Source organism: Thalassospira sp. SM2505, assembly GCF_054901115.1.
The window spans coordinates 2,598,485-2,622,639 of the sequence record NZ_CM142731.1 but is presented as its reverse complement, the minus strand read 5'-3'; the positions used below and the strand labels follow the sequence as shown (position 1 = coordinate 2,622,639).

Sequence of the window (24,155 nt, the reverse complement as noted above, 5' to 3'; positions counted from 1 at the left end):
CAGATACGTCTCCCTGAACTGGCCCATTCAAACGGACCGCTAATTCACTATTGTTGGTGAATATTATGGGATCATTCTACTGTGCGCACGGACTTTTGCCTCATCCAAACGAAAGTGGAATAAGCGACAAGATAGACCGTCGCGACAGCAAATGACACCAGCGTTCCAAAATTCAGTCCAAGCACAGGGTAACTGAGCGATACAGCAAGCGTATATATCCACAATGCCCCCATCCCGCGCGGGAAGTTCCGAACCAGCGTATGGACTGGTGCCGCACCATAACTGAAATGCAAGATAATCATTGTCGGATACAGGGCAACCGGAAAGCCTGACAGCAATCCTGACCAGCGCGGACCGATCAAGGCAGCAAGACCACTGATAACCAGGACAATCAGCGATGCCAGACCGGCCCGAAAGACGATCACCCGTTTGGTAATGCGCACCCGGTTCAGAATTTTGACATTCTCGATCTTACGAAACAGAACGAGGGCTGCAAATATTGCAAATAACAAAATGATCGCGGCCTGTGTCAGGCTCATTGAGGTCAGCTGAAACAGCCATGACACAATAAAGTAAACCACGAATGCCGCCAGTGAACTCAGCAAAATCTGCAAGATAACCGGCAAAGACACCAATCGGCGCGACGCATGAAAATATCCGTAAAGGAATGCCAGGGTCGCGATCAGGCCGGGCATGGCATAGACAGCACTTTCACTGGCAAATGCGATGCCCTGTTCTACTGCAATGAAATACAGCAAAATTGCTGTTCCAAGTGGATAGCCCGACAGAATACCCGCCGCACGGGGACCGGCGCGTTCAGCCAAAAAAGACAGTCCAAGAACCATCCCAACTGAAACACCCAGCTTTGCCAAAATCAGTTCCACGTTCGGGCACCTCACGCACAAGTCATTTAATGACATTTTATCAACAAATTGACTTTATCGCTATATGGTTTGACGCCAAGGGGCAAGTCCGAACCACTTTACAATGGTCCGGAATAAAAGAAGGCGACCATCTGAATGATGACCGCCTTGTCATGAATTCTATTGTCCGGCCTTAACTAGTCACCAGACATCCTGTCCAGGAGATCAGCCCGCCATCTTATGTTGTTGGACCAGATCTTCTGCGCGCCGGACACTTGCATATGCAGCAGAAGCTGATTTGGATGCCGGTTTCTGGACGATCACCCCTCGCCACCCCAAACCGGCATAGGTTTCGTAACCCGGCGTCAGGGCATGAGCCACAATCGTCTGGTCCTCGATCAGGTAAGCCCCCTTTTCTTCCTTACCGTGCCGAAGCGCCATATATTCTCCGAGACGCATTGTCGGGTCAGAGGACGCGATGATCTTGCAGTCGCGGTCGACAATCATGATTGTTGTCCTCTCGCGTTCCTCGTCGGGAAGATTGATCGAGTTAACAACAGATTCAGCCTGCTCTTCCCAATCAAAGAAGATCCCCATCGCGCCGACGATCTGCCCGTCTGCTTCACCGCCTGCACGTACGGCAGTTGCATAGGTGGCGACAGACTTTCCACCAAGCGCATCAATGTTTTCGATATCTGCAACGGCATACTCACCACCATTCTGTGTTGCCATTGCCTGACGGAACCAGGCCTTGTCACTGACATCGGTGCCAATAGCGTTGTATCGATCAGGGCGTCCGTTGGCGATAACGCGTCCGTTTTTATCGGCCACCCAAAGATCAAGATAAACCGTGTAGGAATCCAGAATGACACCAAGCCGCTTGCAGGCAAACTTGCGGGCTGCCTCATCGGCCGTATACTCGCAGCCCTGAACAACCGCACTATCGGTTGCCCACCAGCGCACATCGCAACTGCGCTCATATAGGTTACGGTCAATCAATTCGATGACATATAGTGCAAGATCAGACAGCCGTGATCCCCGAACAATCTGTGCTGTCCTGCGAAGCTCTGCTGCTTCTTGGACAAACAGTTCCTGGAGTTCATTGGCGATGGAGGTAATTTTCTGGGATATAACATTGACTTCATTGGCAACGACGGCGAACCCGCGCCCGGCGTCACCTGCGCGAGAAGCTTCGATCAAGGCATTCATCGCGAGCATCTTGGCAGTCTTGGTCACATTCTGAATTTCGTTAACTTTGGCAGTCGTTAATTCCGACATGTTTGTTGCGGCGTTCAGAATTCTCTCTGGCATATGGCTTCCCCTTGTTTTTTTGGTTCGCCATAAGCCTGTCGCCGGGATCATGATCAATCATCAGTTTTATCTAAACTACATAAGATTTCACGTTATATAAAAACACTTTATTTTCATGATATTAGCCGAAAGTTCCGAAACTTTAAAAGTTTTGTGACAATCCGGAACAAATCGCCTACGTAAAACCCCTGAATACAAAAATATAGGTTCTATTAAACCAAAACCGTTCATTTTCAGATAAATGCATAAATGCCGGTACCTTGTTTCAAGGCAGCATGGACATATATGCCCCCGACAAGACGCCGCATAAAATTCGATTCGTGCTGCCTGCCAGAGTATGTTTCAGGATTGAATTCTCAAAAGAGGTGCTTCGCTTCGCAGGAAATTTCAAACCATGGTCTTACCCGCGCTGTCGTCATCCTGCGGTAAACAGTGAAACAGCGTCCCAAAGCAGCTTTACCCCTGTCATAAACAGCAGAGTATAGCAGACGCGATAGAACAAGATGACATTGACCTTGTCATGCGCCCAGAGGCCCAGCCAAGTTCCAAAAATCGCAATCGGGACAAGAACGGCAGACGTCCCGAGATTGGCTCCGCTGAATTGACCGAGAAACCAGTAAGGGATCAGTTTGACGTAATTAACGACGATGAAAAACATCACAGTCGTCCCAACAAAAACTGATTTATCCATACGCTGCGGCAACAAGAATACCGAGACCGGCGGCCCCCCGGCATGGGCTACAAAGCTGGTAAAACCTGCCAGACTTCCAAGTATCGTTCCCTTTCCCCAGGTTGGCGATTTTGGTGTAGCTCCGGCTTTTTTGCCGCGCAGCCAGTGATCAAGGGTAAAAATGATAGCAATCATCGCGATGATAAGCTTCACCGCTGCGACACTCAGGTAGCTGAATGTCAGTACCCCGACAAGAATCCCTACTAGTGCGGCAGGAACGAGAATGAGCATGTTTCGTCGGTCCCATCGGGTCCGATAGGCCCAAACATTTGCAACATCCATCAGGCACAGGATGGGAAGCATGATGGCCGCGGCCGCCTGAGGCGATACCGCAAGCGCCATCAAGGGAACAGCAATCACGCCAAGTCCGCCACCAAATCCGCTTTTGGAAACGCCGGCAATCAAGACTGCCGGGATTGCGACAGCGTAAAAGAACGGATCTGTGATGAAATCCATGATGCTTTCCTGCAATGAACCGGGAATCAGCTGATGCTGGTCAAAAACGGAACCAACCAGGTTCCGCCACTTCATGCTTCAGCGTTCAAGCAAGCGTGGCATAAGTTCCACGAAGTTACAGGGGCGATGGCGAATATCAAGCTGATAGGTCAGAATTTCATCCCAGGCATCTTTACATGCGCCCGTCGATCCGGGCAGCGCAAACAGATAAGTCCCCTTACAGACCCCAGCCGTTGCACGCGACTGAACAGTTGACGTCCCGATTTTGGGAAACGAAATCCACCGAAACAGCTCGCCAAATCCGGGGATTTCCTTTTCGTAAAGAGCCCGATGGGCTTCTACAGTAACATCACGTCCTGTCACCCCTGTTCCGCCCGTTGAGATAATCACATCAATCTCGGGATTTTCGCACCAAGCCAGCAACTGGCGCTGCAGAATCGTCTGATCATCTCGCAGGATCAATCGTTCGTGGACGCGGTGGCCATTGGCTTCTATTCGGCTAACAAGTAAATCACCCGAGGTATCATTTGCTGCTGTGCGCGTATCACTTACTGTCAAAACAGCGATATTGATTGATACAAACGCCTTGCTTTCATCAATCCCGGCCAAGATGAGTCTCCAGCTTTTTTTGCGATCAAAGCAAACTAGTACGCTGCCTTGAACGTGCAAGCATTTTCATCTGAAGATACTCCGAAGGCACAGAGAGCGAATCACGATAAAATAAAAATGCACCCATTTTTGTCATTTTATTAGCAAAACCAGTCCATATCGATCCGGGTTGAAAAGATTTTTACAAGCATCTTAAATCTTATATTTTTACGATATAACAATATATTGACAGAGATTATTGATGCGATTTCAGAAGTTTTCTCGCATAATTGGTATTACCAATTTTAGACATCTGCGTTACTCCGCTTGCCGACCGACTTTTTTCCCCGTAGAAAACGGTATCAAGATACCAAATTAGATAACGCGCTAATTTGAAGACACAACATCGCAGGAAACAGAGGCCCATCATGAGCGACGTGCTTTGGCAACCGACGAAAGAACGTGTTGAAAACGCAAATGTCACCAGCTTTCGCCGCTGGGTGAATGACAAATACAGCCTTGATCTCCAGAGCTTCACCGCTCTGTATGACTGGTCTGTCGCCAAGATCGAGGATTTCTGGCCTGCCCTTGTCGAATACACCGAACTCAAGGCCGAGACATGGGGTGAACGCGTTCTGATTGATGGCAACAAGATGCCCGGCGCACAGTTCTTCCCCGATGCTCGACTGAATTTCGCAGAAAACCTGCTGGCTCGTGATGACAATACAGACGCCATCGTTTTCTGGGGCGAAGACAAGGTCAAATCGCGCCTGTCTTGGGCTGAACTCAACATTGCTGTTTCCCGCTTTTCGCAAGCATTGCGTGCTGAAGGTGTCAAAAAGGGTGATCGTGTTTGTGGCTATATGCCCAACATGTCAGAAACGGTCATTGCAATGATTGCTACGGCCGCGATTGGCGCAACATGGTCATCCGCGTCGCCCGATTTCGGTGTGCAGGGCGTCGTTGACCGGTTCGGTCAGATCGAACCGACCGTGATGATAACTGTCGATGGCTATCATTATAATGGCAAGCAACATGACATCCGTGAAAAGGTCCGCGATGTTGTTGATCGCATCGACAGCCTGAAAAGGGTCGTCATTGTCAAATATGCCTTTGATGGTGCTGACAGCACGGGAATCCGCAATGCTGTGACTTATGAGGCATTCATCGCCCCGTTCGAAGGTGACAAGATCGTATTCGAACAGGTCGAGTTCAATCACCCTCTTTATGTCATGTTCTCGTCAGGCACCACCGGCAAGCCGAAATGCATCGTCCACGGGACCGGTGGTACGCTGCTAAAACAGGTTTCAGAACATGTTTTGCATTGTGATGTCGCCCCCGGAGACAGGGTGTTTTATTTCACCACATGCGGCTGGATGATGTGGAACTGGTTGATGGCCGGACTGGCAGCAGGTGCGACGTTGCTGCTTTATGATGGCTCACCATTCTATCCGAGCGGCAACATCCTGTTTGATTACGCAGATGCCGAAGGCATGACCCTGTTTGGCACCTCTGCAAAATATATCGATGCCCTGGCAAAGGCGGAACTCAAGCCGCGCGAAACGCATAACCTTTCGACTGTGCGTGCCATGACATCGACCGGCTCGCCGCTCGCACCTGAAAGCTTTGATTACGTTTATCGTGACATCAAGGAAGACATTCATCTCGCATCGATCTCGGGCGGGACAGATATTCTGGGCTGTTTTGTTCTGGCCTCACCTGTACTGCCGGTAAAACGCGGCGTGATCCAGACGCGCGCCCTTGGTGTTGCCGTCGACGTATTTGATGACGAAGGCAAATCTGTTCGCAACGAGAAAGGCGAACTGGTTTGTACTAAACCCTTCCCCTCCATGCCTGTCGGGTTCTGGAATGATCCGGACGGATCGCGTTACCACGCGGCCTATTTCGACCGGTTTGAGAATATCTGGTGCCACGGGGACTATGTCGAACTTGATGACGAAGGCGGCATGGTTATTTACGGCCGTTCTGATGCAACCCTGAATCCGGGTGGTGTTCGCATCGGCACAGCAGAAATCTATCGCCAAGTCGAAAAGCTTCCGGAAATTCAGGAATCGATTGTCATAGGACAGGATTGGGATAACGACGTCAGGGTCATCCTGTTTGTTGTGCTCCGCGATAATTATGAACTGGATACGGCACTGATTGACAAGATCAAGAAGCAGATTCGTACCAACTGCACACCGCGCCACGTCCCGGCCAAGGTCATTGCCGTCGCCGACATTCCACGCACCAAGTCCGGAAAAATAACCGAGCTGGCAGTCCGCGATGTTGTCCATGGCAGACCCGTCAAAAATCAGGAAGCTCTAGCAAATCCGACCGCTCTTGAGCTGTTCTCGAACCTGAATGATCTCAAGAAATAAAACCAGCCCCCTCGGATGACAGCGTCGGAGGGGGCTTTTTCATCTCGTCTGCACGCAGAATGGAATAATTCAAACCGGAGTCACGACATCTCCGATTCCGCACTGCAATGTGCACGCATTTTGGACAGCATAAAAAAATGATCTTTTTTTAGACACTGGCATATTTCCGTCGAAAAAAGTTCGTGCATTCTCGTCCTTTTGCGAAACACCCAAAACCAGAACCGATTAAGACACTGATATAAAAACCAATTACGCTATCCATCACCTTGATGCGTTTCCATTTACAACGTTCACCTGATGGAAAAAATCGGCGATTTTCCTCAAAAAACAGTACCGGCCCGACCAGTCGAAAATTTTTCAGACTTGACACATAGCGGCCTAAAATTTCTTAATTTGGCAATCCAATCAATTTGGATTGATGGATATGCTTAATTGCGTATCCAGGGTGGCACAAAAGCTAAAAACAATGCTTTGCTAATAAGGGAGCTTTTCTATGAAAATCAAAACGATCCTCGCCGCGGGTGCAATGACTGTTGCAGCCGTCGCCGCACAGAATGCACAGGCTGGTGCCGTGCTTGACGGCGTCAAGGCGAAAGGTTTCGTTCAGTGTGGTGTGAACACCGGTCTTCCGGGTTTCTCCGCAGCAAATGCTGAAGGCAAGTGGGAAGGTATCGACGTTGATGTTTGCCGTGCGATTGCTGCCGCAGTCCTTGGCGATGCAAACAGCGTTCAGTACACCCCGCTGACCGCAGCACAGCGTTTCACGGCGCTGCAGTCCGGTGAAATCGACATCCTGTCGCGTAACACCACTGCAACCACCACGCGTGACGCGAAGCTCGGCCTGACCTTCGTCGGCATCAACTACTATGACGGTCAGGGCTTCCTGATCCCCAAAGCTCTCGGCGTGAACAGCGCTACCGAGCTTGACGGAGCAACCGTCTGCGTAGAGCCGGGCACCACCACCGAGCTGAACCTCGCTGATTACTTCCGCGCCAAAGGCATGAGCTTCGAGCCGGTCGTTATCGAAAACATCAACGAAGCAACCGCTGCCTTCTTCTCGGGCCGTTGCGACGTTTACACCACGGATGCTTCGGGTCTTGCTTCGATCCGTACCACCATGGCAGAAAACCCGGATGACTACGTCATTCTTCCGGAAATCATTTCCAAAGAGCCGCTTGGTCCGGTTGTTGCTCAGGGTGACGAGCAGTGGGCCGACATTTCTCGCTGGGCTCTGACTGCAATGGTCGAAGCTGAAGAATTCGGCGTCACCATGGCGAATGTTGATGATATGAAAGCAAACAGCACCAACCCGGGCATCCAGCGTCTGCTGGGCGTATCACCGGGCATGGGTGAGGCTCTTGGTCTCGACGAAGAGTGGGCATACCGTATCGTCAAGAATGTTGGTAACTATGGCGAAAGCTATGAAAAGAACGTTACCGCCAAGCTTGGCCTCGAGCGTGGTCTGAACGCTCTGTGGACCGATGGTGGCCTGCAGTACGCATGGCCGGTTCGCTAATTCGTTAGCAACCGTTCCACTAAACCTACGAAGCTCCGCCCCACTGCCTGAACGCATGGGCGGAGCTTTTCGTTAGGTGCCTACTGATTTTGGATACAATCTACACCTGAGGGTCCTATGAGTAAGCCTCAACATACCCCGGGAGATGTTCGTTCCAAGAGCCTTGTCGACTATCTGAATGACGAGAACGTTCGCGCGGTGCTTTATCAAATCATCGCCATCGGTCTTATCATTCTGGCTGGCTGGTACCTGGTGTCCAACACCCTGTACAACCTTGAGCAACAAAACATCTCGACCGGTTACGGGTTCCTCGATCTTGAAGCTTCCTTCGAGATCAGTGAAAGCATGATCGAATACAGTGCCCAGAGCGACTACGCGACGGCACTGATGGTCGGTCTCCTGAACACCGTGAAAGTATCGGTTCTTGGTATCGTCCTTTGCACGATTATCGGAACCATTTTTGGCGTTGCACGCCTTTCGTCCAACTGGATCGTTCGCAAGCTGGCGACGGTATATGTTGAAACATTCCGTAACATCCCGGTTCTGCTTCAGCTGTTCTTCTGGTACGCGCTGATCCCCGGGGCATTCCCCCACCCGCGCGATGCGCTAGAGCCGCTCCCGGGTGTCCTGCTGACTTCGCGCGGCATGTATATGCCTGTGCCGGTTGCGGACAACGCATATACCCTGATGGGTATTGCGGCGATTATCGCTCTGGTCGCTATCTATTTCATCAGGAAATGGGCTGTCAAACGCCAGGACGCGACAGGACAGACCTTCCCGATGCTCCTTGTGGGTCTTGGTATCTTTGTCGGTCTTGTGTTTCTTGCCTACCTTGCAGGCGGAGCTCCGACCGAGATGAGCATGCCGGAACTCAAGGGCTTCAACATTCGTGGTGGTTATAATATTTCGCCAGAATTTATGGCCGTTCTGATCGGCTTGACGGTTTACACGTCAACCTATGTGGCCGAAGTCGTACGCTCTGGCATTCAGGCCGTTCCAAACGGCCAGTGGGAAGCAGCGGACAGTCTTGGAATCAAGCGCTCTGTTGCCCTTCGCAAGGTTATTCTGCCGCAATCCATGCGTGTCGCCATTCCGCCACTGACAAACCAGTATCTGAACCTGACCAAAAACAGCTCGCTTGCCGTAGCTGTCGGTTACCCGGATCTGGTCTCAGTTTCCAACACAACCATGAACCAGACTGGTCAGGCAATTGAAGCGATTTCGATCTTCATGTCGATCTATCTTGGTTTGTCTTTGTTGACCTCACTCTTTATGAACTGGTTCAACAAGAAAATGGCACTGGTGGAGAGGTAATATGTCAGAAAACGCAAAATTGCCTCCTCTTCCAACCGGGACTTTCAGCGAGCGAGCTGTTGCCTGGTCAAAGAAGAACCTTTTTGACGGATGGTTTAACACCCTTCTGACGCTGGGTGCCCTCGCCTTCATTCTTTGGCTTGTTCCACCGCTGTTTAACTGGGCGGTTGTCAATGCAACACTGACACCAACGATCGAGGGATGTGCAGAGGTTACCGGCGCTTGCTGGGGCTTTGTAAATGCCAACCTGCGTCTGATCCTGTTTGGCACCTATCCGTACGAAGAACAATGGCGGCCGGTACTTGCCATGATTGTTCTGATTGCAATCATTTGCGGTAGCCTGGGGGCCGTAAAATATCCCGGCCTTCGCAAATGGATTATCCCGATGTGGGTTGTCGGTGTTCCTGTTATCGGCGTACTGATGTGGGGTGGTGTTCTTGGTCTTACCTATGTCCAGAACAGTTACTGGGGTGGCTTGCCGCTAACCCTGATCCTGTCGTCTATCGGCGTGATCTTTGCATTTCCATTGGGTTTGCTACTTGCGCTTGGCCGTCAGTCCAACATGCCCGCCATCAAGACTGTATCCGTTGTCTACATCGAAGTTATTCGCGGCGTACCGCTGATTACGGTCCTGTTTATGGCATCCGTCATGTTTCCGCTGTTTCTGCCGACGGGGGTAACCATCGACAAGCTGCTGCGTGCGCAGATCGGTATTATCCTGTTTACGGCGGCCTACCTTGCCGAGGTATTTCGTGGTGGTCTTCAGGCTGTCCCGCGCGGACAGTTCGAAGCAGGCGACAGCCTTGCACTGTCCTACTGGCAGTCCATGCGTCTGATCATCCTTCCGCAGGCATTGCGTCTGGTCATTCCGCCAACGGTGAATAGCTTCATCTCAATGTTCAAGGACACCACGCTGGTCGTGATTATCGGCCTGTTTGATTTCCTTGGAACGGTAAAGCTTGCACTTCGCAGTGATCCTGCATGGACCAAATACTACGTGGAAGGCTATGCCTTCGCCGCGGCAATATTCTTCCTGATCTGTTTCTCGATGGCGAAATACTCCGCCTATCTTGAAAAAGAGCTTCGCAAAGGCGAGCGCAGGTAAGGAACGAGGAGAAAACAATGACTGTAGCAACTGAAACCACTACCGGCGCTGTGCCTCCTCCGTCCAAGGAGGATGTCATCACCGTCAGCAAGATGAACAAATGGTATGGTAACTTCCATGTTCTGAAGGACATTGACCTGACTGTTCGCAAAGGTGAACGTATTGTCATCTGCGGCCCTTCAGGCTCTGGAAAGTCCACCCTCATTCGCACGATGAACCGCCTCGAGACCTATCAAAGCGGTGAAGTCTATGTTGACGGAATTTTGCTTGGCGATGATGTCAAAAACATTGAAGCCGTACGCCGAGAAGTTTGCATGGTGTTCCAGCACTTCAACCTTTTCCCGCACATGACTGTGCTTGAAAACCTGACTTTGGCACCGATCTGGGTTCGCAAGATGCCCAAGAAAGAAGCCAATGATCTGGCCATGCACTATCTTGAGCGTGTCAGGATTGCCGAACAGGCCCACAAATATCCGGGTCAGCTTTCCGGCGGCCAGCAGCAGCGTGTGGCAATCGCCCGCTCGCTCTGCATGCAGCCGAAAATCATGCTGTTTGATGAACCGACCTCGGCCCTTGATCCGGAAATGGTCAAGGAAGTTCTCGACGTAATGGTCGAGCTTGCCAAAGAAGGTATGACCATGCTTTGCGTAACCCATGAAATGGGCTTCGCCAAAGAGGTTGCTGATCGGGTTATCTTCATGGATGCAGGTCAGATCGTCGAAATGGCTGGTCCGCAGGAATTCTTCGACAATCCCAAAAGCGATCGTACCAAGCTGTTTCTCAGCCAGATCCTTTCGCACTAAGCGGATTTCACGAATTCAGCATATCTTGCAAAACGGCCCCGCTTGGGGCCGTTTTCATTTTTGTGAATTTGGTACTTGCCCCCTGCTCGGCAATTGCCGAAACTCAGCGCGAACTCGACCAAAACCGGAATGTAAATGACCCAAACTGCATCTTCTCAAACGGACAAGACTGCCTTTGTCAGGGTAAACAAACTCACCAAACGCTTCGGGAGAATGACTGCAGTCGACAGCGTTGACCTGAGTGTTGCCAAGGGTGAAACCATGGCAATCATCGGCCCGTCCGCTGCTGGCAAAAGCGTTCTCATGAAATGTCTGGTCGGGATTTACAGCGCAGATGAGGGTTCCATCTTTCTTGATAGTGACGATGTGAGCCGTGCAGATTCCCCTGCGCGTCCGGAATGGGCTGCAAAAATCGGCATGCTGTTTCAACACAATGCCCTTTTTGACAGCCTTACTGTTTGGGAAAACATCTGTTTCCGGCAAATCGAACTTGGCACCCTGAGTCGCAAGGCCGCAAAGGAACGTGCGACCGAGCTTTTGGGGCTTGTCGGTCTGGCCGAGGAAAGTGCAGACCTCACCCCTAATGATCTGTCTGGTGGCATGCAAAAGCGTGTTGGTATCGCCCGGGCAATTTCAAGCGATCCGGAACTGCTTTTGCTCGACAATCCGACAGCGGGTCTTGATCCGGTTCTGTCGAACCATATCGAACTGATGATCTCAAAAATTGCGCAGCAACGCGGCACTACTGTCATTTCCATCACCAATGACATGCAGATCGCACGCACGCGCTATCAGAACCTGACAATGATGCATGATGGCAAGGTTTACTGGTCTGGCAAGACCAGTGACATTGATGATGCCCATAATGAACATCTGACCCAGATGCTTGATGGATCGTCACAAGGACCGATCACAATGCGTACCGGCAAGCGCGAAGATGGTGTTTACGCCTGAACGTAAACACGCTTGGCTTTCTGACTGCGCTTTAATTCGCGGTATAAACCGAAACGTCGGCTTCCCGGATCACGTCTGCCCAATTCGGCCCCGGATGACGGTCCGTGAACAATGCATCGATTTCCGACAAATGGCCCAACCGCACCATTGCCCGTCGACCAAACTTTGATGCATCGGTACACAGGAATGTCTGGCGGGCGTTGGAAATAATGGCCCGTGCCACACGGACTTCGCGGTAATCGAAATCCATCAGACTGCCATCTTCATCAACCCCGGAAATCCCGATGATTGCGTAATCAACCTTGAACTGGTTGATGAAATCAATTGTCGCTTCCCCTATGACCCCGAAGTCACGCTGGCGAACAACACCACCTGCAATAATGACCTCAAACCCCTGATTTGCGGCACAAATTTCTGCAACATGCAGGTTATTGGTAATGATCTTCAGACTTTTATGCCCGGACAAGGCATGGGCGACTTCTTCATTCGTTGTACCGATATTGATAAAGAGCGAAGCGCCTTCCGGAATATGCTCGGCAACCAGCTTGGCGATCTCGCGCTTGCTCCCGAGATTAAGTACCTGGCGATCCTGATAGGCGGTGTTTTCGGTCGTGGAAACACTGGCCGCCCCACCGTGATAGCGCGCAATCAGCCCCTCTTCTGCCATTTCGTTGATGTCACGACGGATGGTCTGCGGGGTAACGGAAAAATGGTCAGCAAGGGAATCAATTGTCATAAAGCTGTTGGACGCAACGAGTTCAAGTATCTCGCGACGGCGCCGATCCAGTTTTCCCATGCCGTTTTCTCCTGATTTTTCTGATTTTCATATTGGCGGGTAAATTTTCATTACTGATCAAAATGCGTTCTATTGAACTGTTTGGCAAGAGTTGTCAGACATTTCTGGCAATTAGAAAGCAATCGGGACCAAAATCACGGCGAACAAAATAATAGCAATAAGCGCAATCACATTCATCAATGCACCGGCACGTACCATGTCTCCGATTGTCAAATATCCGCTGGCAAACACAATCGCGTTTGGAGGTGTGGCAACAGGAGACATAAATGCACAGCTTGCTGAAAGCGCTACCGGAACAGATAGAAGAACCGGATCTATCCCCTCGGCCAATGCATAGGTAGCGACAAGGGGCAGGAACGTCGCAACCGTAGCTGTGTTTGACGTCAGGTGACTGATCAAAATGACAATCAGGGAAATCATTCCTATCTGGATAATAACGGGCAAATGAGGCAGAGCACCCGCCCTATTGGCCACCCAACTTGCAAGGCCCGTATCGTTGATTAACGCGCCAAGTGCCAACCCGCCTCCGACCAGTATCAGAACGCCCCAAGGCAATGCAAGGGCAGCTTTCCAGCTTAAAATATACTGATTCTCGCGCGCATTTACCGGAATCGCAAATAATGCGATGGCAGCTGTTACCGCAATAGACGCATCACTTAGCAACAATGTCGGGAAAATATTTGTGATGAGCGGTCGGACCAGCCATAGAAGCGCTGTAACACAAAAAACTGTCGCAACATATTTCTCGCCGCGAGACATAGGACCAAGCGCGTCCATATCGCGTTGCAGTTCCTCGCAAACAGGTTCAGGCAAGGAATCGTCCAGTCGATAGACATAGCGGGTAAGAACCAGCCAGCACACGACTAACAGAATGCCAGCAAATGGTACGCCGATTAACATCCATTGCCCAAACCCGATCGAAACACCAAAGTTGCTATCAAGATATGCTGCCAACAATGCATTGGGTGGTGTCCCGATCAGCGTTCCAATGCCACCAATGCTGGCGCCGAATGCAATCCCGAAAAGCATTGAAAGTGCGAAGTTTCGAACTGATCGCGGTAATTTGACAGGTTCATCGCCTGCTTCAACAGCTTGAGAAGACGAGGAATCCTGAGTTTTATCGTGTTCTCGAAGCAAATTCACAAGTGAAAGCGCGATTGGCAGCATCATGGTCGCTGTTGCGGTATTGCTGACCCACATTGAAAGCACCGCCGTCGCAGCGATGACACCTCCGACCAGCGAAGATGGCTTAAAACCAACCTGCTTTAAAATCACCAGTGCGACACGTCGGTGCAAATTCCATCGCTCCATCGCAATGGCAATGACAAATCCGCCTAAAAACAAAAACAACAATGGGTTCGAGTAATGCAAAGTCACATCGTCAATTGTTGCCACCGAAAAACTCGGGGCAACAGCAACCGGAACCAATGCGGTTGCTGCTATCGGGATCGCTTCGCTCAACCACCAGATTGCCATCAATGCAGCAATTGCAGCTGTATGCCACGCAGCTGGCGCCATATCGTCCGGTGGTCCACTCAACACCATTGAAACAGCTGTCAAGATTCCGGCCCAGAACCCAAGCTGGCGGCGAAGTGCACCAGGCCGTCGGGGAGATTCCGGATGTGCCCCGGTCGCAGAAATAGGCAAACGATCAAGCCATCGAAAACGGATCATCAATCAAGCTCGTGGTTGAGTTTGTGGACAGACGAGACTAATCAAGTTTTTCGATCTTAAACAACTGCTATTATATTGATTTTATTTGAATTATTCCAACAATCAACAAAGGTGTCTTTTTCCGCATGCCGGAATGGATACAACGCTTGATTATATTTTCAGACAGTCAAATCAATGGTAGCGTCACACCAAGAAACAAGACTCACAAGAAAAACCTTGGCTGCCACTCAGAGAGGAACCTTCCGTGAAACACAACCGCTACCGGGGAAACCGGTTCCATATTGTCCTCATTCAGGAAATGACACATGGACCGGTTTGATTACATCATCATTGGCGCAGGATCGGCCGGCTGTACGCTGGCGAACCGCCTGTCCGATATGGAAGACGCAAATATTCTTTTGCTTGAAGCTGGCGGAAAAGATCGCAATCCCTGGATTCATATTCCGGTTGGTTACCTTTATTGCATTGGCAATCCCAAGGTTGACTGGTGTTTTAATACCGTCCGCGAACCGGGTTTGAACGGCCGGTCCCTTGGGTATCCGCGCGGCAAGGTTCTTGGCGGATGTTCGTCCATCAACGGCATGATCTATATGCGCGGTCAGGCCAATGACTATGATCAATGGCGCCAGTCCGGATGTACCAATTGGGGCTGGGACGATGTGCTGCCCTTCTTCAAGAAATCGGAAGACTACTATCGCGGTGCCGATGACCTGCATGGTGAAGGCGGCGAATGGCGGGTTGAACAGGCACGCGTACGCTGGGAAATCCTTGAGGCCTTTCAGGATGCTGCCGAACAGGCAGGCATTCCGAAAGTGCCGGATTTCAATCGTGGAACCAATGAAGGGTCATCCTATTTCGATGTAAACCAGAAGCGCGGCATTCGCTGGAACACATCCAAAGCATTTCTCCGCCCTGCCCTTGATCGTAAAAACCTTGAAGTTCGTACCAATGCCCATGTCCGGCGTCTGATCATTTCCGAAGGCCGGATAACCGGCGTTGAATATGAGCGCGAAGGCAATATCGAAACTGTTTATGCCAATCGTGAAACAGTACTTTCAGCCGGTTCTGTCGGCTCCCCGCAAATTCTGGAGCTTTCCGGAATCGGACGCGGCGATGTCTTGCAGCAATATGGCATCGAACAGGTGCTTGATAACCCCCAAGTCGGCGAAAACCTTCAAGATCATTTGCAGTTGCGCTGTGCGTTCAAGGTAAGCAACATTCGCACCCTGAATGAAAAGGCAACCAGTCTGTTGGGCAAAGCCAGCATTGCGCTGGAATACCTGTTTAATCAGTCAGGCCCGATGTCCATGGCACCAAGTCAGCTGGGGATTTTCACCCGGTCTGATGCATCGTTTGAAACGCCGAACCTTCAATATCACGTCCAGCCACTGTCACTTGAGAAATTTGGCGAGCCCGTCCACCCCTTCCCGGCTTTCACGGCAAGTGTCTGTAACCTGCGCCCGCAAAGCCGCGGTAGCATTCACATTACCAGCCCGGATCACACGCAACAGCCTGCGATTTCCCCGAACTATCTGTCAGCAGATGCAGATAAAAAGGTGGCAGCAGACTCAATTCGTCTGACGCGCAAGATCGCAGGCCAACCGGCCCTTGCTGCCTATGCGCCGGAAGAATTCAAACCTGGCCCATCCTATGACAGCGAAGAAGATTTGATCCGTGCGGCTGGCGATATCGGAACCACGATCTTCCACCCGGTCGGCACCTGCAGAATGGGGGCAGATGCGGCATCTGTGGTTGATCCTGAATTGCGACTGCGCGGTCTGGATGGTTTGCGCATTGCCGACGCGTCCATCATGCCGACCATTGTGTCAGGCAACACAAACTCGCCAACGATCATGATTGCGGAAAAAGCGGCTTCCATGATCAAGGCTGCTGCCCGCTAGAATAAAGAAAGGCCGGGAAATTTCCCGGCCTTTCTTTCAACCCGATATCAAAAGGATCACCCCTTTACACCGGCAACGATGCGTTCGCGCACAGCGGGTTCGGAGCCTGTTGGCGCGACCTCGCCCTCACCGATAACGATTGCTTCGCGCAGAAGGGCCGTCGCTTCTTCCAGCTGGGCCTGATCACGGGTATGGGCAATGCAAAGCGGCGTTTCAGCCGAAACCGGTTGCCCGACCTTGACAAAATCGGTGAAGCCGACTGCAAAATCGATCTTCTGATCAGCGCGCGTACGCCCACCCTTAAGGGCAACCAGTGCCAAGCCGACCTTGCGCGCATCCATCGAAACAACCCGACCAGTTTTGGCAGCCGTCACCGCATTGATCATTGGTGCTGCTTCAAGATAATTCGTGTTGTTTTCGACAAAGTCCGCCGGGCCGCCAAGGCTTGCGACCATTTTTGCAAAGACTTCTGCAGCCTTGCCGCTTTCAAGCGCAAGCGTTGCCTGACGAAGCCCGTCAGCCACATCGATAGCAACACCACTAACTGCAAGCATTTCTGCGGCAAGTGCCATTGTCACATCATAAACACGCTGTTCCTGATGTTTTCCGGTCAGGAAATCGATCGCTTCACGCATCTCAAGGGCATTGCCGACTGTATCGCCCAACACCTGCTCCATATCTGTCAGCAAGGCTACTGTCGGAACACCATTGCGCGTTGCCACTTCCGTAATACTTTGCGCCAGTTCGCGCGCACGGTCATATTCGTTCATGAAGGCGCCCGAACCGAACTTGACGTCCATGACAAGTGAATCAAGGCCAGCCGCCAGCTTCTTGGAAAGGATCGATGCGGTAATTAGCGGTATGCTTTCGACCGTCGCTGTTACGTCGCGAATGCCATAGAACCGCTTGTCTGCCGGCGCAAGATCAGAGGTTTGCCCGATAATCGCGCAGCCAACTTCGCGGGTAACCTTGGCAAATTCTTCAAGTGTCGGCGTCGTGCGATAGCCCGGGATCGAATCAAATTTATCAAGCGTTCCACCTGTGTGGCCTAGGCCCCGTCCGGAAATCATTGGAACGAATGCGCCACACGCACCGACAATCGGACCAAGCATCAGACTGACCTTGTCACCGACGCCACCCGTGGAATGTTTGTCAACAACCGGCCCGTCAAGGCCAAGTGCCTTCCAATCGAGAACTGTACCACTGTCGCGCATATTACGAGTCAGCGCAGCCCGTTCGTCCATGGTCATTCCGTTAAAGAAAACGGCCATCGCAAGGGCTGCAACCTGCCCCTCGCTGATACTGTCATCAGTGATGCCTTTGACGAAAAACGCTATTTCAGCGTCTGTCAGAACTTCGCCTTCACGTTTGCGGCGAATGATTTCCTGCGGCAGCATTTGCTGTCTCCTGCACGCTTGTCGTTATGGGGTACCAAAACCGAAATTGAAAATCGGCTTTATGCAGAACCCGAGAAATACTGCAACAAGATCTTGATAAGATTGGAAGCACCTTCCTTGGACATATCAAGGGTCTGTTCATGGCTAAGCGGTGTTGGGCTCATGCCAGCAGCAAGGTTCGTGACATTTGAAATTGCCGCCACCTTGAAACCAAGACGACAGGCAAGGATATTTTCGGGTACGGTCGACATACCAACAGCGTCCGCCCCCAGAACCTTGAGCGCGCGAATTTCCGCAGGCGTCTCGAAGCTTGGCCCCGTGCACCAGCAATAGGTACCCTCGAACAGTTTGATACCAAGCTTTGCTGCGGTATCGTGCAAACCTGAACCGATTTCCGGATCATAGGGCACATCCATGCCAACGAACCTGTCATTGCCATGATAGCCAATCAGCGGATTTGGCCCGAACAGGCTGATATGATCGGTAATCAGCATCAGGCTTCCCGGAACGGCTTCGGGGATCAATGATCCTGCCGCATTGGTCAGGATAAGTTTCTCGGCCCCAAGTTCACGCAGCGTTTCAAGCGGCTCCGCCATCAGGTCGGAGCGGCCATGCTCATAGAAATGCGCCCGCCCCTGCATCACAGCAACCGAAACACCACCGATCCGTCCCAGCACAAGTGTCCCGCCATGTCCAACAACAGTCGGACGTGGAAAGCCCGGCAGCTCCGCGTAGGAAATGCTAATGGCGTCACTTACAGCATCAACAACCCCGCCCAGACCACTGCCAAGAACCAGGGCAACCTCGGCCTTGAAACCCGGTGCCTTCGACGCAATAACGTCCAACGCGGCTTTTACATTGCTCATTTCAAATTCTCCGGCCCAAAGGAATGGGGAATAAGCTCTTCGCGTGTAAGGGTCAGTAGTGTCTTGCCTGAATCATTGATAATGAAGATGGTCGCATCACTGCCGGTAAACTCCCGGATCTTTTGTCGGCAACCACCACACGGCGTGCACGCCACATCGCCAAGACCGACAACGACTATCTCGTCGAACTTGGTTTCCCCCGAAAGAACCATGGCCGAAATCGCCCCCGCTTCGGCACAGACGCCTTCGGGATAGGCTGCGTTTTCAACGTTACAGCCTGCAATCACCTTGCCCTCTGCCGTGCGCAAGGCAGCACCGACATGAAACCTGGAATATGGCGCATAAGCCTTGTCGCGTGCAGCCAGTGCTGCATCAATCAAGTCGCGCGGTGCCTGTTTCAGATCACCCATCTTCGTAATCCTGTCTTATAGTTTATGCGTGCCCCGATCCGGACACGCTATTCATCTGACATGTGGTAATGAAACGGCCTTTTGCCGTCATTAATCGCAAGAAGAAATGTCCGGTCGCACATTTTACCCTGCAACCGGACGTCACTAAACTTAGCGTTCTTTCACATATGGACGACCAAGAGCCTTGGGCGGAATTGCACGCCCGATAAAGCCCGCCAGCAAAATAACCGTCAGAACATATGGCAATGCCTGTACCAGCTGGACCGGCACTTCACCGATACCTGGCAAGACAACCCCCTGCAAACGGGTGGCTGCAGCATCAAGGAAGCCAAACAGCAGACACGCCGCCAATGCCGGGAACGGACGCCACTTACCAAACACCATCGCGGCAAGCGCAATATAACCCTTTCCGGCCGTCATATCCTGCAAGAAGGACGCCCCTTGCGCCGTCGAAAGATAGGCACCGGACATACCAACAAGAACACCACTGCAAATGACGGCACGATAGCGCATGGCGACAACGCCGATACCAGCAGTATCGACTGCGCCCGGGTTCTCACCCACAGCACGCAGGCGCAAGCCAAACCGCGTGCGATACATCACCCACCATGCGGCGGGAACCGCAAGAAACGCTATATAGACAAGAATATTGTGGCCACTCAGAAGTTCGAAATAGATCGGGCCGATGATTGGCACGTCCTTCACTGCTTCGGCACCGGGCAAGGTAATTGGCTGAAAACGAGCAGCCTTGTCGAGTGCCGGAGTTTTGCCCCCCTGTGCAAACAGGGCAATACCGACAAGTGCTGTCAGGCCCGACATCAGAATATTGATCGCCATACCCGAGACAACCTGATTGCCTTTATGCGTGATGCAGGCAAAACCGTGAAGCAAAGACAAGGCAATCGTTGTTGCGATCGCCGCCAAAAGGCCAATCCACGGGTCATTCATATAAAAGGCAACTGCCGCCGCAGAAAACGCACCGCCCAGCATCATGCCTTCAAGGGCAAGGTTGATCGTACCCGACCGTTCTGAAAACATGCCCGCAAGGGCTGCAAGAATAAGAGGCGTCGAGGTTCGCAAGGTTGCATCAAGCAACAGAATGACGAGTTCAAAATTTTCCATCACGCTGCCTCCTGCGCGTCACGACGCAAACGCCACGCGGTGTACATCTTGGTTACGCGCGGACGGAACATATGCTCCATGGCGCCGGTAAACAGGATCACAAGACCTTGAATAACCACAACCATGTCATTGGAGATGGTCGGAATTTCAAAGGAAAGTTCCGCCCCTCCCTGATAAAGCATCCCGAACAGCAAGGCCGCAAGGAAGATACCAAACGGATGGTTCCGCCCCATCAGGGCCACGGCGATCCCCACAAACCCGTAACCGGCTGTAAAATCAATCAGCAACCGGTGTTGAACGCCCATAACCTCGTTAAGTGCCATGAAGGAAGACAAAGCACCGGAAATCATCATTGCAATAATGATGAATTTGCCCGGCTCGATCCCGGCATAGGTCGCAGCAACTGCATTTGCACCAACAGTTCTGATCGCATATCCCCAACGCGTATGCCAGATGAACAGCCACACCATGACACTGGCAACCAGCGCATAGACAAATGACAGGTTAAGCGGGCTCGAAGCCATTTCGATGCCGAATGCCGCCGCCATATCATGAATGAACGGCAAACGCAGATTTTCGGCGATCTGTTCGCTTTCCGGGGTCATAGACCCTTCCGGTCGCAGAACATTGACCAAAAGATAAACCATCAGTGACGATGCGATGAAGTTGAACATGATCGTCGTGATCACGATGTGTGATCCGCGGCGTGCCTGCAGATAGGCGGGAATATAGGCCCATGCAGCCCCAAAGATCATGGCTCCCAGCATCCCGACAACCAGCATCACCGGAAATGGCAGGAAATCAAGGTAAAGGGCGGCAAGTGTTACACCAAGCCCACCGACATAGGCCTGCCCTTCGGCACCGATATTGAAAAGCCCGCAATGGAAAGCAACGGCAAACGCCAAACCGGTAAAGATGAAGTTTGTGGTGTAATAAAGCGTATAACCCCAAGCTTCCTCATAGCCGAACGCACCATAAAGCAGAATTTCCACCACCTGGACGGGGTTTTCGCCAATCGCCAGAACCACGAGCCCCGAAATCAAAAGAGCCAGCAACAGGTTCATTAATGGCAAGGCGCCAACGTCAATCCAACGCGGCAACTGGACGGTCGTGCTCATGACTGGCCCTCCACTGCCTTGGCTTCGTTCGGATCAACACCGGCCATCATCAGGCCAAGGACACGTTCATTCGCCTCAGAGGCAGCGACTTCGCCGATGATGGCACCATCGCACATCACCAGAATTCGGTCGGCAAGCGACATGATTTCGTCAAGCTCCACGGACACCAAGAGAACGGCTTTGCCCGCGTCCCGCATGGCGACAATACGTTTGTGAATGAATTCAATAGCACCGATATCAACACCACGGGTCGGCTGCCCGACCAGAAGCAGTTCCGGATTACGCATGATTTCACGCGCCAGAACCAGTTTCTGCTGGTTGCCACCCGAGAAATTGGCAGCCTTCAGGTCCGGATTGGCCGGACGGACATCAAATTCGGACATCATATTGGCTGTGGCATTCGAAATCGCTTGCCAGTCCAGGAAGACACCCTTTTGATAGGCCGGGTCGTCCTCGTACCCCAGAATGGCTGCTTCCTTTGCAGAAAAGGCCGTTACCATCGCCATACGATGACGGTCTTCAGGGACATGGGCCACACCGCGACGACGCAATTCGGCTGCGTCAACACCTTTACCGGGCGTCACGTCCTGACCATTCAACTCGACAACGCCTTCAGACACAGAACGGATACCGCCAAGCGCCTCTAGCAATTCGCTTTGACCGTTACCGGACACACCGGCAATCCCGACAATCTCGCCTGCGCGGACGTTGAAGCTTGCATTTTTGACCTTGCGAACACCCTGCGCATTATCAACGCACAGGTTTTCGACCTTAAGAACGGTATCAGCCGGGTTCGCATCACCTTTTTCAAGGCGTAACAACACCTTGCGACCAACCATTAATTCGGAAAGTTCTTCCGGACTGGTTTCCGCTGTTTTGCGATGCGCCACCATTGCGCCCTGACGCATGACGGAAACATTGTCCGTTGCAGCCATGATTTCGCGCAATTTATGGGTGATCAGAACCACCGTCTTGCCCTGCTCTTTGAGGGTTTCAAGAATACGGAAAAGATGGTCTGCCTCTTGCGGGGTCAGAACACCGGTCGGTTCATCCAGAATAAGAATTTCAGCACCACGGAACAGTGCCTTGAGAATTTCAACGCGCTGCTGAAGACCGACCGACAGATCGCCAACAATGGCATCCGGATCAATGTCGAGCGAATATTCGCGCTCAAGTCGCTGAAGTTCTTCGCGTGCCCGGTCAACACCGTCGCGCAGAACTGCCCCTCCCTCAACACCGAGAATTACGTTCTCAAGAACCGAAAATGTCTCGACCAGCATGAAGTGCTGATGAACCATGCCGATCCCGACGGCAATGGCATCTTCGGAACCCTTGATATCACAAAGCTTGCCATCGACATGAATTGTTCCTGCATCGGCCTGATAAAAGCCATACAGAATACTCATCAGGGTCGACTTGCCTGCCCCATTCTCCCCCACGATACCGTGGATTGTTCCTTTATCGACCTTAAGGTCGATTTCCTTGTTTGCGTGTACCGCTCCGAACCGCTTGTCAATGCCACGCAGTTCAATAGCGGGTTGCACGGCACCGGTTTCCCCGGTGCCGTGCATTTGATGCATCGTATCCGACACTACAAATCCCCGGTTTGCTTCAAGGCTGCCTTACATCGGGCAAGCGCTGTCGCTCATGTAATCATGGACTTCAAGGCTACCTGACGTGATTGCTTCCTTCGCCTTGGCGACGGCTTCTTTCATTTCAGGGGTGATGAGTTTCTCGTTGTTCTCATCAAGAGCCCAGTCAACACCGCCTTCGGCAAGACCAAGAATGGTCAGGCCCGGCTTCCAGTTGTCACCTGCTGCCGAAGCAAATGCTTCGTAAACAGCAACATCAACACGCTTGAGCATCGAGGTCAGAACCGAACCCGGGTGCAATGCGTTCTGGTTGGAGTCAACGCCAATACCAAGCTTGCCTGCGTCTGCAGCGGCCTGAAGAACACCAACGCCGGTACCACCGGCTGCGTGGTAAACAACGTCTGCGCCACGGTCAAACTGCGACTTTGCAAGTTCGCCACCCTTCACCGGGTCGTTCCATGCAGCACCGGTGGTGCCGGTCATGTTCTGGAAGACTTCTGCATTCGGGTCAGCGTGTTTGACACCCTGAACATAACCGCAAGCAAATTTGCGGATCAGCGGAATGTCCATACCGCCAACAAAGCCAACTTTTTCGGTTTTCGAAGCCATGGCAGCAAGGACACCAACCAGGAACGAACCTTCGTGCTCTTTGAACACGACCGACTGAACATTCGGAAGGTCGACAACCATGTCCACGATGGTGAATTTGGTTTCGGGGAATTCTTTTGCGACTTTTTCAAGTGCAGATGCCTGCGAGAAACCAATTGCGACGATCGGGTTCATACCGCGACGCGCGAAGTTCCGCATTGCCTGTTCGCGCTGGGAATCGTTCTGGATTTCAAAGTCGCGATACTCGGTACCGGTGTCTGCCTTGTATTTTTCGGCGCCGTTGTATGCGCCCTGGTTAAACGAACGGTCAAAGCGGCCACCAAGGTCATAGACCACTGCCGGTTTGATTTCTGCAGCCGAAGCAACACCTGCATAGCAGGCAACAGCCGCGACCACCGAGGTCAGAAGCTTTTTCATTCCGATGCCCTTCATTGCTTGAATTCTGATTATTCTTCCCGCCGGTGCCCTTAACCGGGGGAACTCCCTCATCGAAAAAACGTATTTCCACCATATCGGTGTTGCTACGGTCCCTCAACCTTAGCATTCCGCTTGTTCATGGTGTGAATGCTTATGGTAACTACAAAATATAGTGCCCTGTAAATAGCCGACCACGCAAGGGAAAGACAAAACCTGTCCATCCGGTCAAAAT

20 protein-coding genes are annotated in these 24,155 nt (G+C 51.9%); 7 read left to right on the top strand and 13 right to left on the bottom strand.

What is annotated here, in order from left to right; translation table 11 throughout:
- Nucleotides 1-71: 71 nt before the first annotated feature.
- The 4 genes from ACTU44_RS12270 to moaB all read right to left on the bottom strand — a co-directional run bounded on the left by ACTU44_RS12270 (nucleotide 72) and on the right by moaB (nucleotide 3,969).
- A complete protein-coding gene (locus ACTU44_RS12270) occupies nucleotides 72-920 on the bottom strand; it encodes a hypothetical protein (protein ID WP_462095553.1) in 849 nt (282 codons plus the stop codon).
- A 168-nt stretch (nucleotides 921-1,088) separates the two neighbouring features.
- A complete protein-coding gene (locus tag ACTU44_RS12265) occupies nucleotides 1,089-2,174 on the bottom strand; it encodes a methyl-accepting chemotaxis protein (RefSeq protein WP_462095552.1) in 1,086 nt (361 codons plus the stop codon).
- Nucleotides 2,175-2,589: 415 nt separating this feature from the next.
- Entirely contained in the window at nucleotides 2,590-3,360 is a 771-nt protein-coding gene (locus ACTU44_RS12260) for a sulfite exporter TauE/SafE family protein (protein WP_336080789.1), read from the bottom strand.
- Nucleotides 3,361-3,438: 78 nt separating this feature from the next.
- Nucleotides 3,439-3,969 (bottom strand): molybdenum cofactor biosynthesis protein B, encoded by a 531-nt coding sequence (gene moaB / locus ACTU44_RS12255; RefSeq protein ID WP_336080788.1) that lies wholly within the window; start codon nucleotides 3,967-3,969, stop codon nucleotides 3,439-3,441.
- A 407-nt stretch (nucleotides 3,970-4,376) separates the two neighbouring features.
- Between moaB and ACTU44_RS12250 the strand changes: the two genes are divergently transcribed.
- The 6 genes from ACTU44_RS12250 to ACTU44_RS12225 all read left to right on the top strand — a co-directional run bounded on the left by ACTU44_RS12250 (nucleotide 4,377) and on the right by ACTU44_RS12225 (nucleotide 12,021).
- On the top strand, nucleotides 4,377-6,329 hold the full coding sequence (locus ACTU44_RS12250) for an acetoacetate--CoA ligase (protein ID WP_462095551.1): 1,953 nt from the start codon (nucleotides 4,377-4,379) through the stop codon (nucleotides 6,327-6,329).
- Between the two features lie 493 nt (nucleotides 6,330-6,822).
- Nucleotides 6,823-7,845, top strand: coding sequence for an amino acid ABC transporter substrate-binding protein (locus ACTU44_RS12245; protein ID WP_114097732.1), 1,023 nt, complete (start codon nucleotides 6,823-6,825; stop codon nucleotides 7,843-7,845).
- A gap of 117 nt (nucleotides 7,846-7,962) precedes the next feature.
- Nucleotides 7,963-9,159 carry an amino acid ABC transporter permease gene (locus ACTU44_RS12240; protein ID WP_462095550.1) on the top strand — a complete coding sequence of 399 codons (1,197 nt, stop codon included), beginning with the start codon at nucleotides 7,963-7,965 and terminating at the stop codon, nucleotides 9,157-9,159.
- 1 nt (nucleotide 9,160) lies between these two features.
- Nucleotides 9,161-10,264, top strand: coding sequence for an amino acid ABC transporter permease (locus tag ACTU44_RS12235; protein WP_114097730.1), 1,104 nt, complete (start codon nucleotides 9,161-9,163; stop codon nucleotides 10,262-10,264).
- A 92-nt stretch (nucleotides 10,265-10,356) separates the two neighbouring features.
- Nucleotides 10,357-11,067 (top strand): amino acid ABC transporter ATP-binding protein, encoded by a 711-nt coding sequence (locus ACTU44_RS12230; RefSeq protein ID WP_220150297.1) that lies wholly within the window; start codon nucleotides 10,357-10,359, stop codon nucleotides 11,065-11,067.
- A 213-nt stretch (nucleotides 11,068-11,280) separates the two neighbouring features.
- Nucleotides 11,281-12,021, top strand: coding sequence for an ABC transporter ATP-binding protein (locus ACTU44_RS12225; RefSeq protein ID WP_462095549.1), 741 nt, complete (start codon nucleotides 11,281-11,283; stop codon nucleotides 12,019-12,021).
- Between the two features lie 31 nt (nucleotides 12,022-12,052).
- Here ACTU44_RS12225 and ACTU44_RS12220 read toward each other — a convergent pair whose 3' ends face one another.
- Both ACTU44_RS12220 and ACTU44_RS12215 read right to left on the bottom strand, forming a co-directional pair.
- Nucleotides 12,053-12,817, bottom strand: a complete 765-nt coding sequence (locus tag ACTU44_RS12220; RefSeq protein ID WP_114097727.1) for a DeoR/GlpR family DNA-binding transcription regulator — start codon at nucleotides 12,815-12,817, stop codon at nucleotides 12,053-12,055.
- Nucleotides 12,818-12,928: 111 nt separating this feature from the next.
- Nucleotides 12,929-14,491 carry an SLC13 family permease gene (locus ACTU44_RS12215; protein WP_462095548.1) on the bottom strand — a complete coding sequence of 521 codons (1,563 nt, stop codon included), beginning with the start codon at nucleotides 14,489-14,491 and terminating at the stop codon, nucleotides 12,929-12,931.
- Between the two features lie 305 nt (nucleotides 14,492-14,796).
- Here ACTU44_RS12215 and ACTU44_RS12210 point away from each other — a divergent pair, with 305 nt between their 5' ends.
- Nucleotides 14,797-16,392, top strand: a complete 1,596-nt coding sequence (locus ACTU44_RS12210) for a GMC family oxidoreductase (protein ID WP_462095547.1) — start codon at nucleotides 14,797-14,799, stop codon at nucleotides 16,390-16,392.
- Nucleotides 16,393-16,448: 56 nt separating this feature from the next.
- Here ACTU44_RS12210 and deoA read toward each other — a convergent pair whose 3' ends face one another.
- From deoA to ACTU44_RS12175, 7 genes are all read right to left on the bottom strand, one after another.
- A complete protein-coding gene (gene deoA / locus ACTU44_RS12205) occupies nucleotides 16,449-17,789 on the bottom strand; it encodes a thymidine phosphorylase (protein ID WP_462095546.1) in 1,341 nt (446 codons plus the stop codon).
- Nucleotides 17,790-17,848: 59 nt separating this feature from the next.
- On the bottom strand, nucleotides 17,849-18,655 hold the full coding sequence (locus ACTU44_RS12200; protein ID WP_462095545.1) for a purine-nucleoside phosphorylase: 807 nt from the start codon (nucleotides 18,653-18,655) through the stop codon (nucleotides 17,849-17,851).
- A complete protein-coding gene (locus tag ACTU44_RS12195) occupies nucleotides 18,652-19,065 on the bottom strand; it encodes a cytidine deaminase (RefSeq protein WP_336080782.1) in 414 nt (137 codons plus the stop codon). Before ACTU44_RS12195 ends, ACTU44_RS12200 begins: the two co-directional genes overlap by 4 nt.
- Nucleotides 19,066-19,215: 150 nt before the next feature.
- Entirely contained in the window at nucleotides 19,216-20,187 is a 972-nt protein-coding gene (locus ACTU44_RS12190; protein ID WP_114097721.1) for an ABC transporter permease, read from the bottom strand.
- Nucleotides 20,187-21,305: an ABC transporter permease gene (locus tag ACTU44_RS12185; RefSeq protein WP_336080781.1), complete on the bottom strand. Its 1,119-nt coding sequence runs from the start codon at nucleotides 21,303-21,305 to the stop codon at nucleotides 20,187-20,189. Before ACTU44_RS12185 ends, ACTU44_RS12190 begins: the two co-directional genes overlap by 1 nt.
- Nucleotides 21,302-22,885: an ABC transporter ATP-binding protein gene (locus ACTU44_RS12180; RefSeq protein WP_462097438.1), complete on the bottom strand. Its 1,584-nt coding sequence runs from the start codon at nucleotides 22,883-22,885 to the stop codon at nucleotides 21,302-21,304. The genes ACTU44_RS12185 and ACTU44_RS12180 overlap by 4 nt, the downstream gene beginning before the upstream one ends.
- Before the next feature lie 42 nt (nucleotides 22,886-22,927).
- Nucleotides 22,928-23,923 carry a BMP family lipoprotein gene (locus ACTU44_RS12175; RefSeq protein ID WP_114097797.1) on the bottom strand — a complete coding sequence of 332 codons (996 nt, stop codon included), beginning with the start codon at nucleotides 23,921-23,923 and terminating at the stop codon, nucleotides 22,928-22,930.
- Between the last annotated feature and the right edge of the window lie 232 nt (nucleotides 23,924-24,155).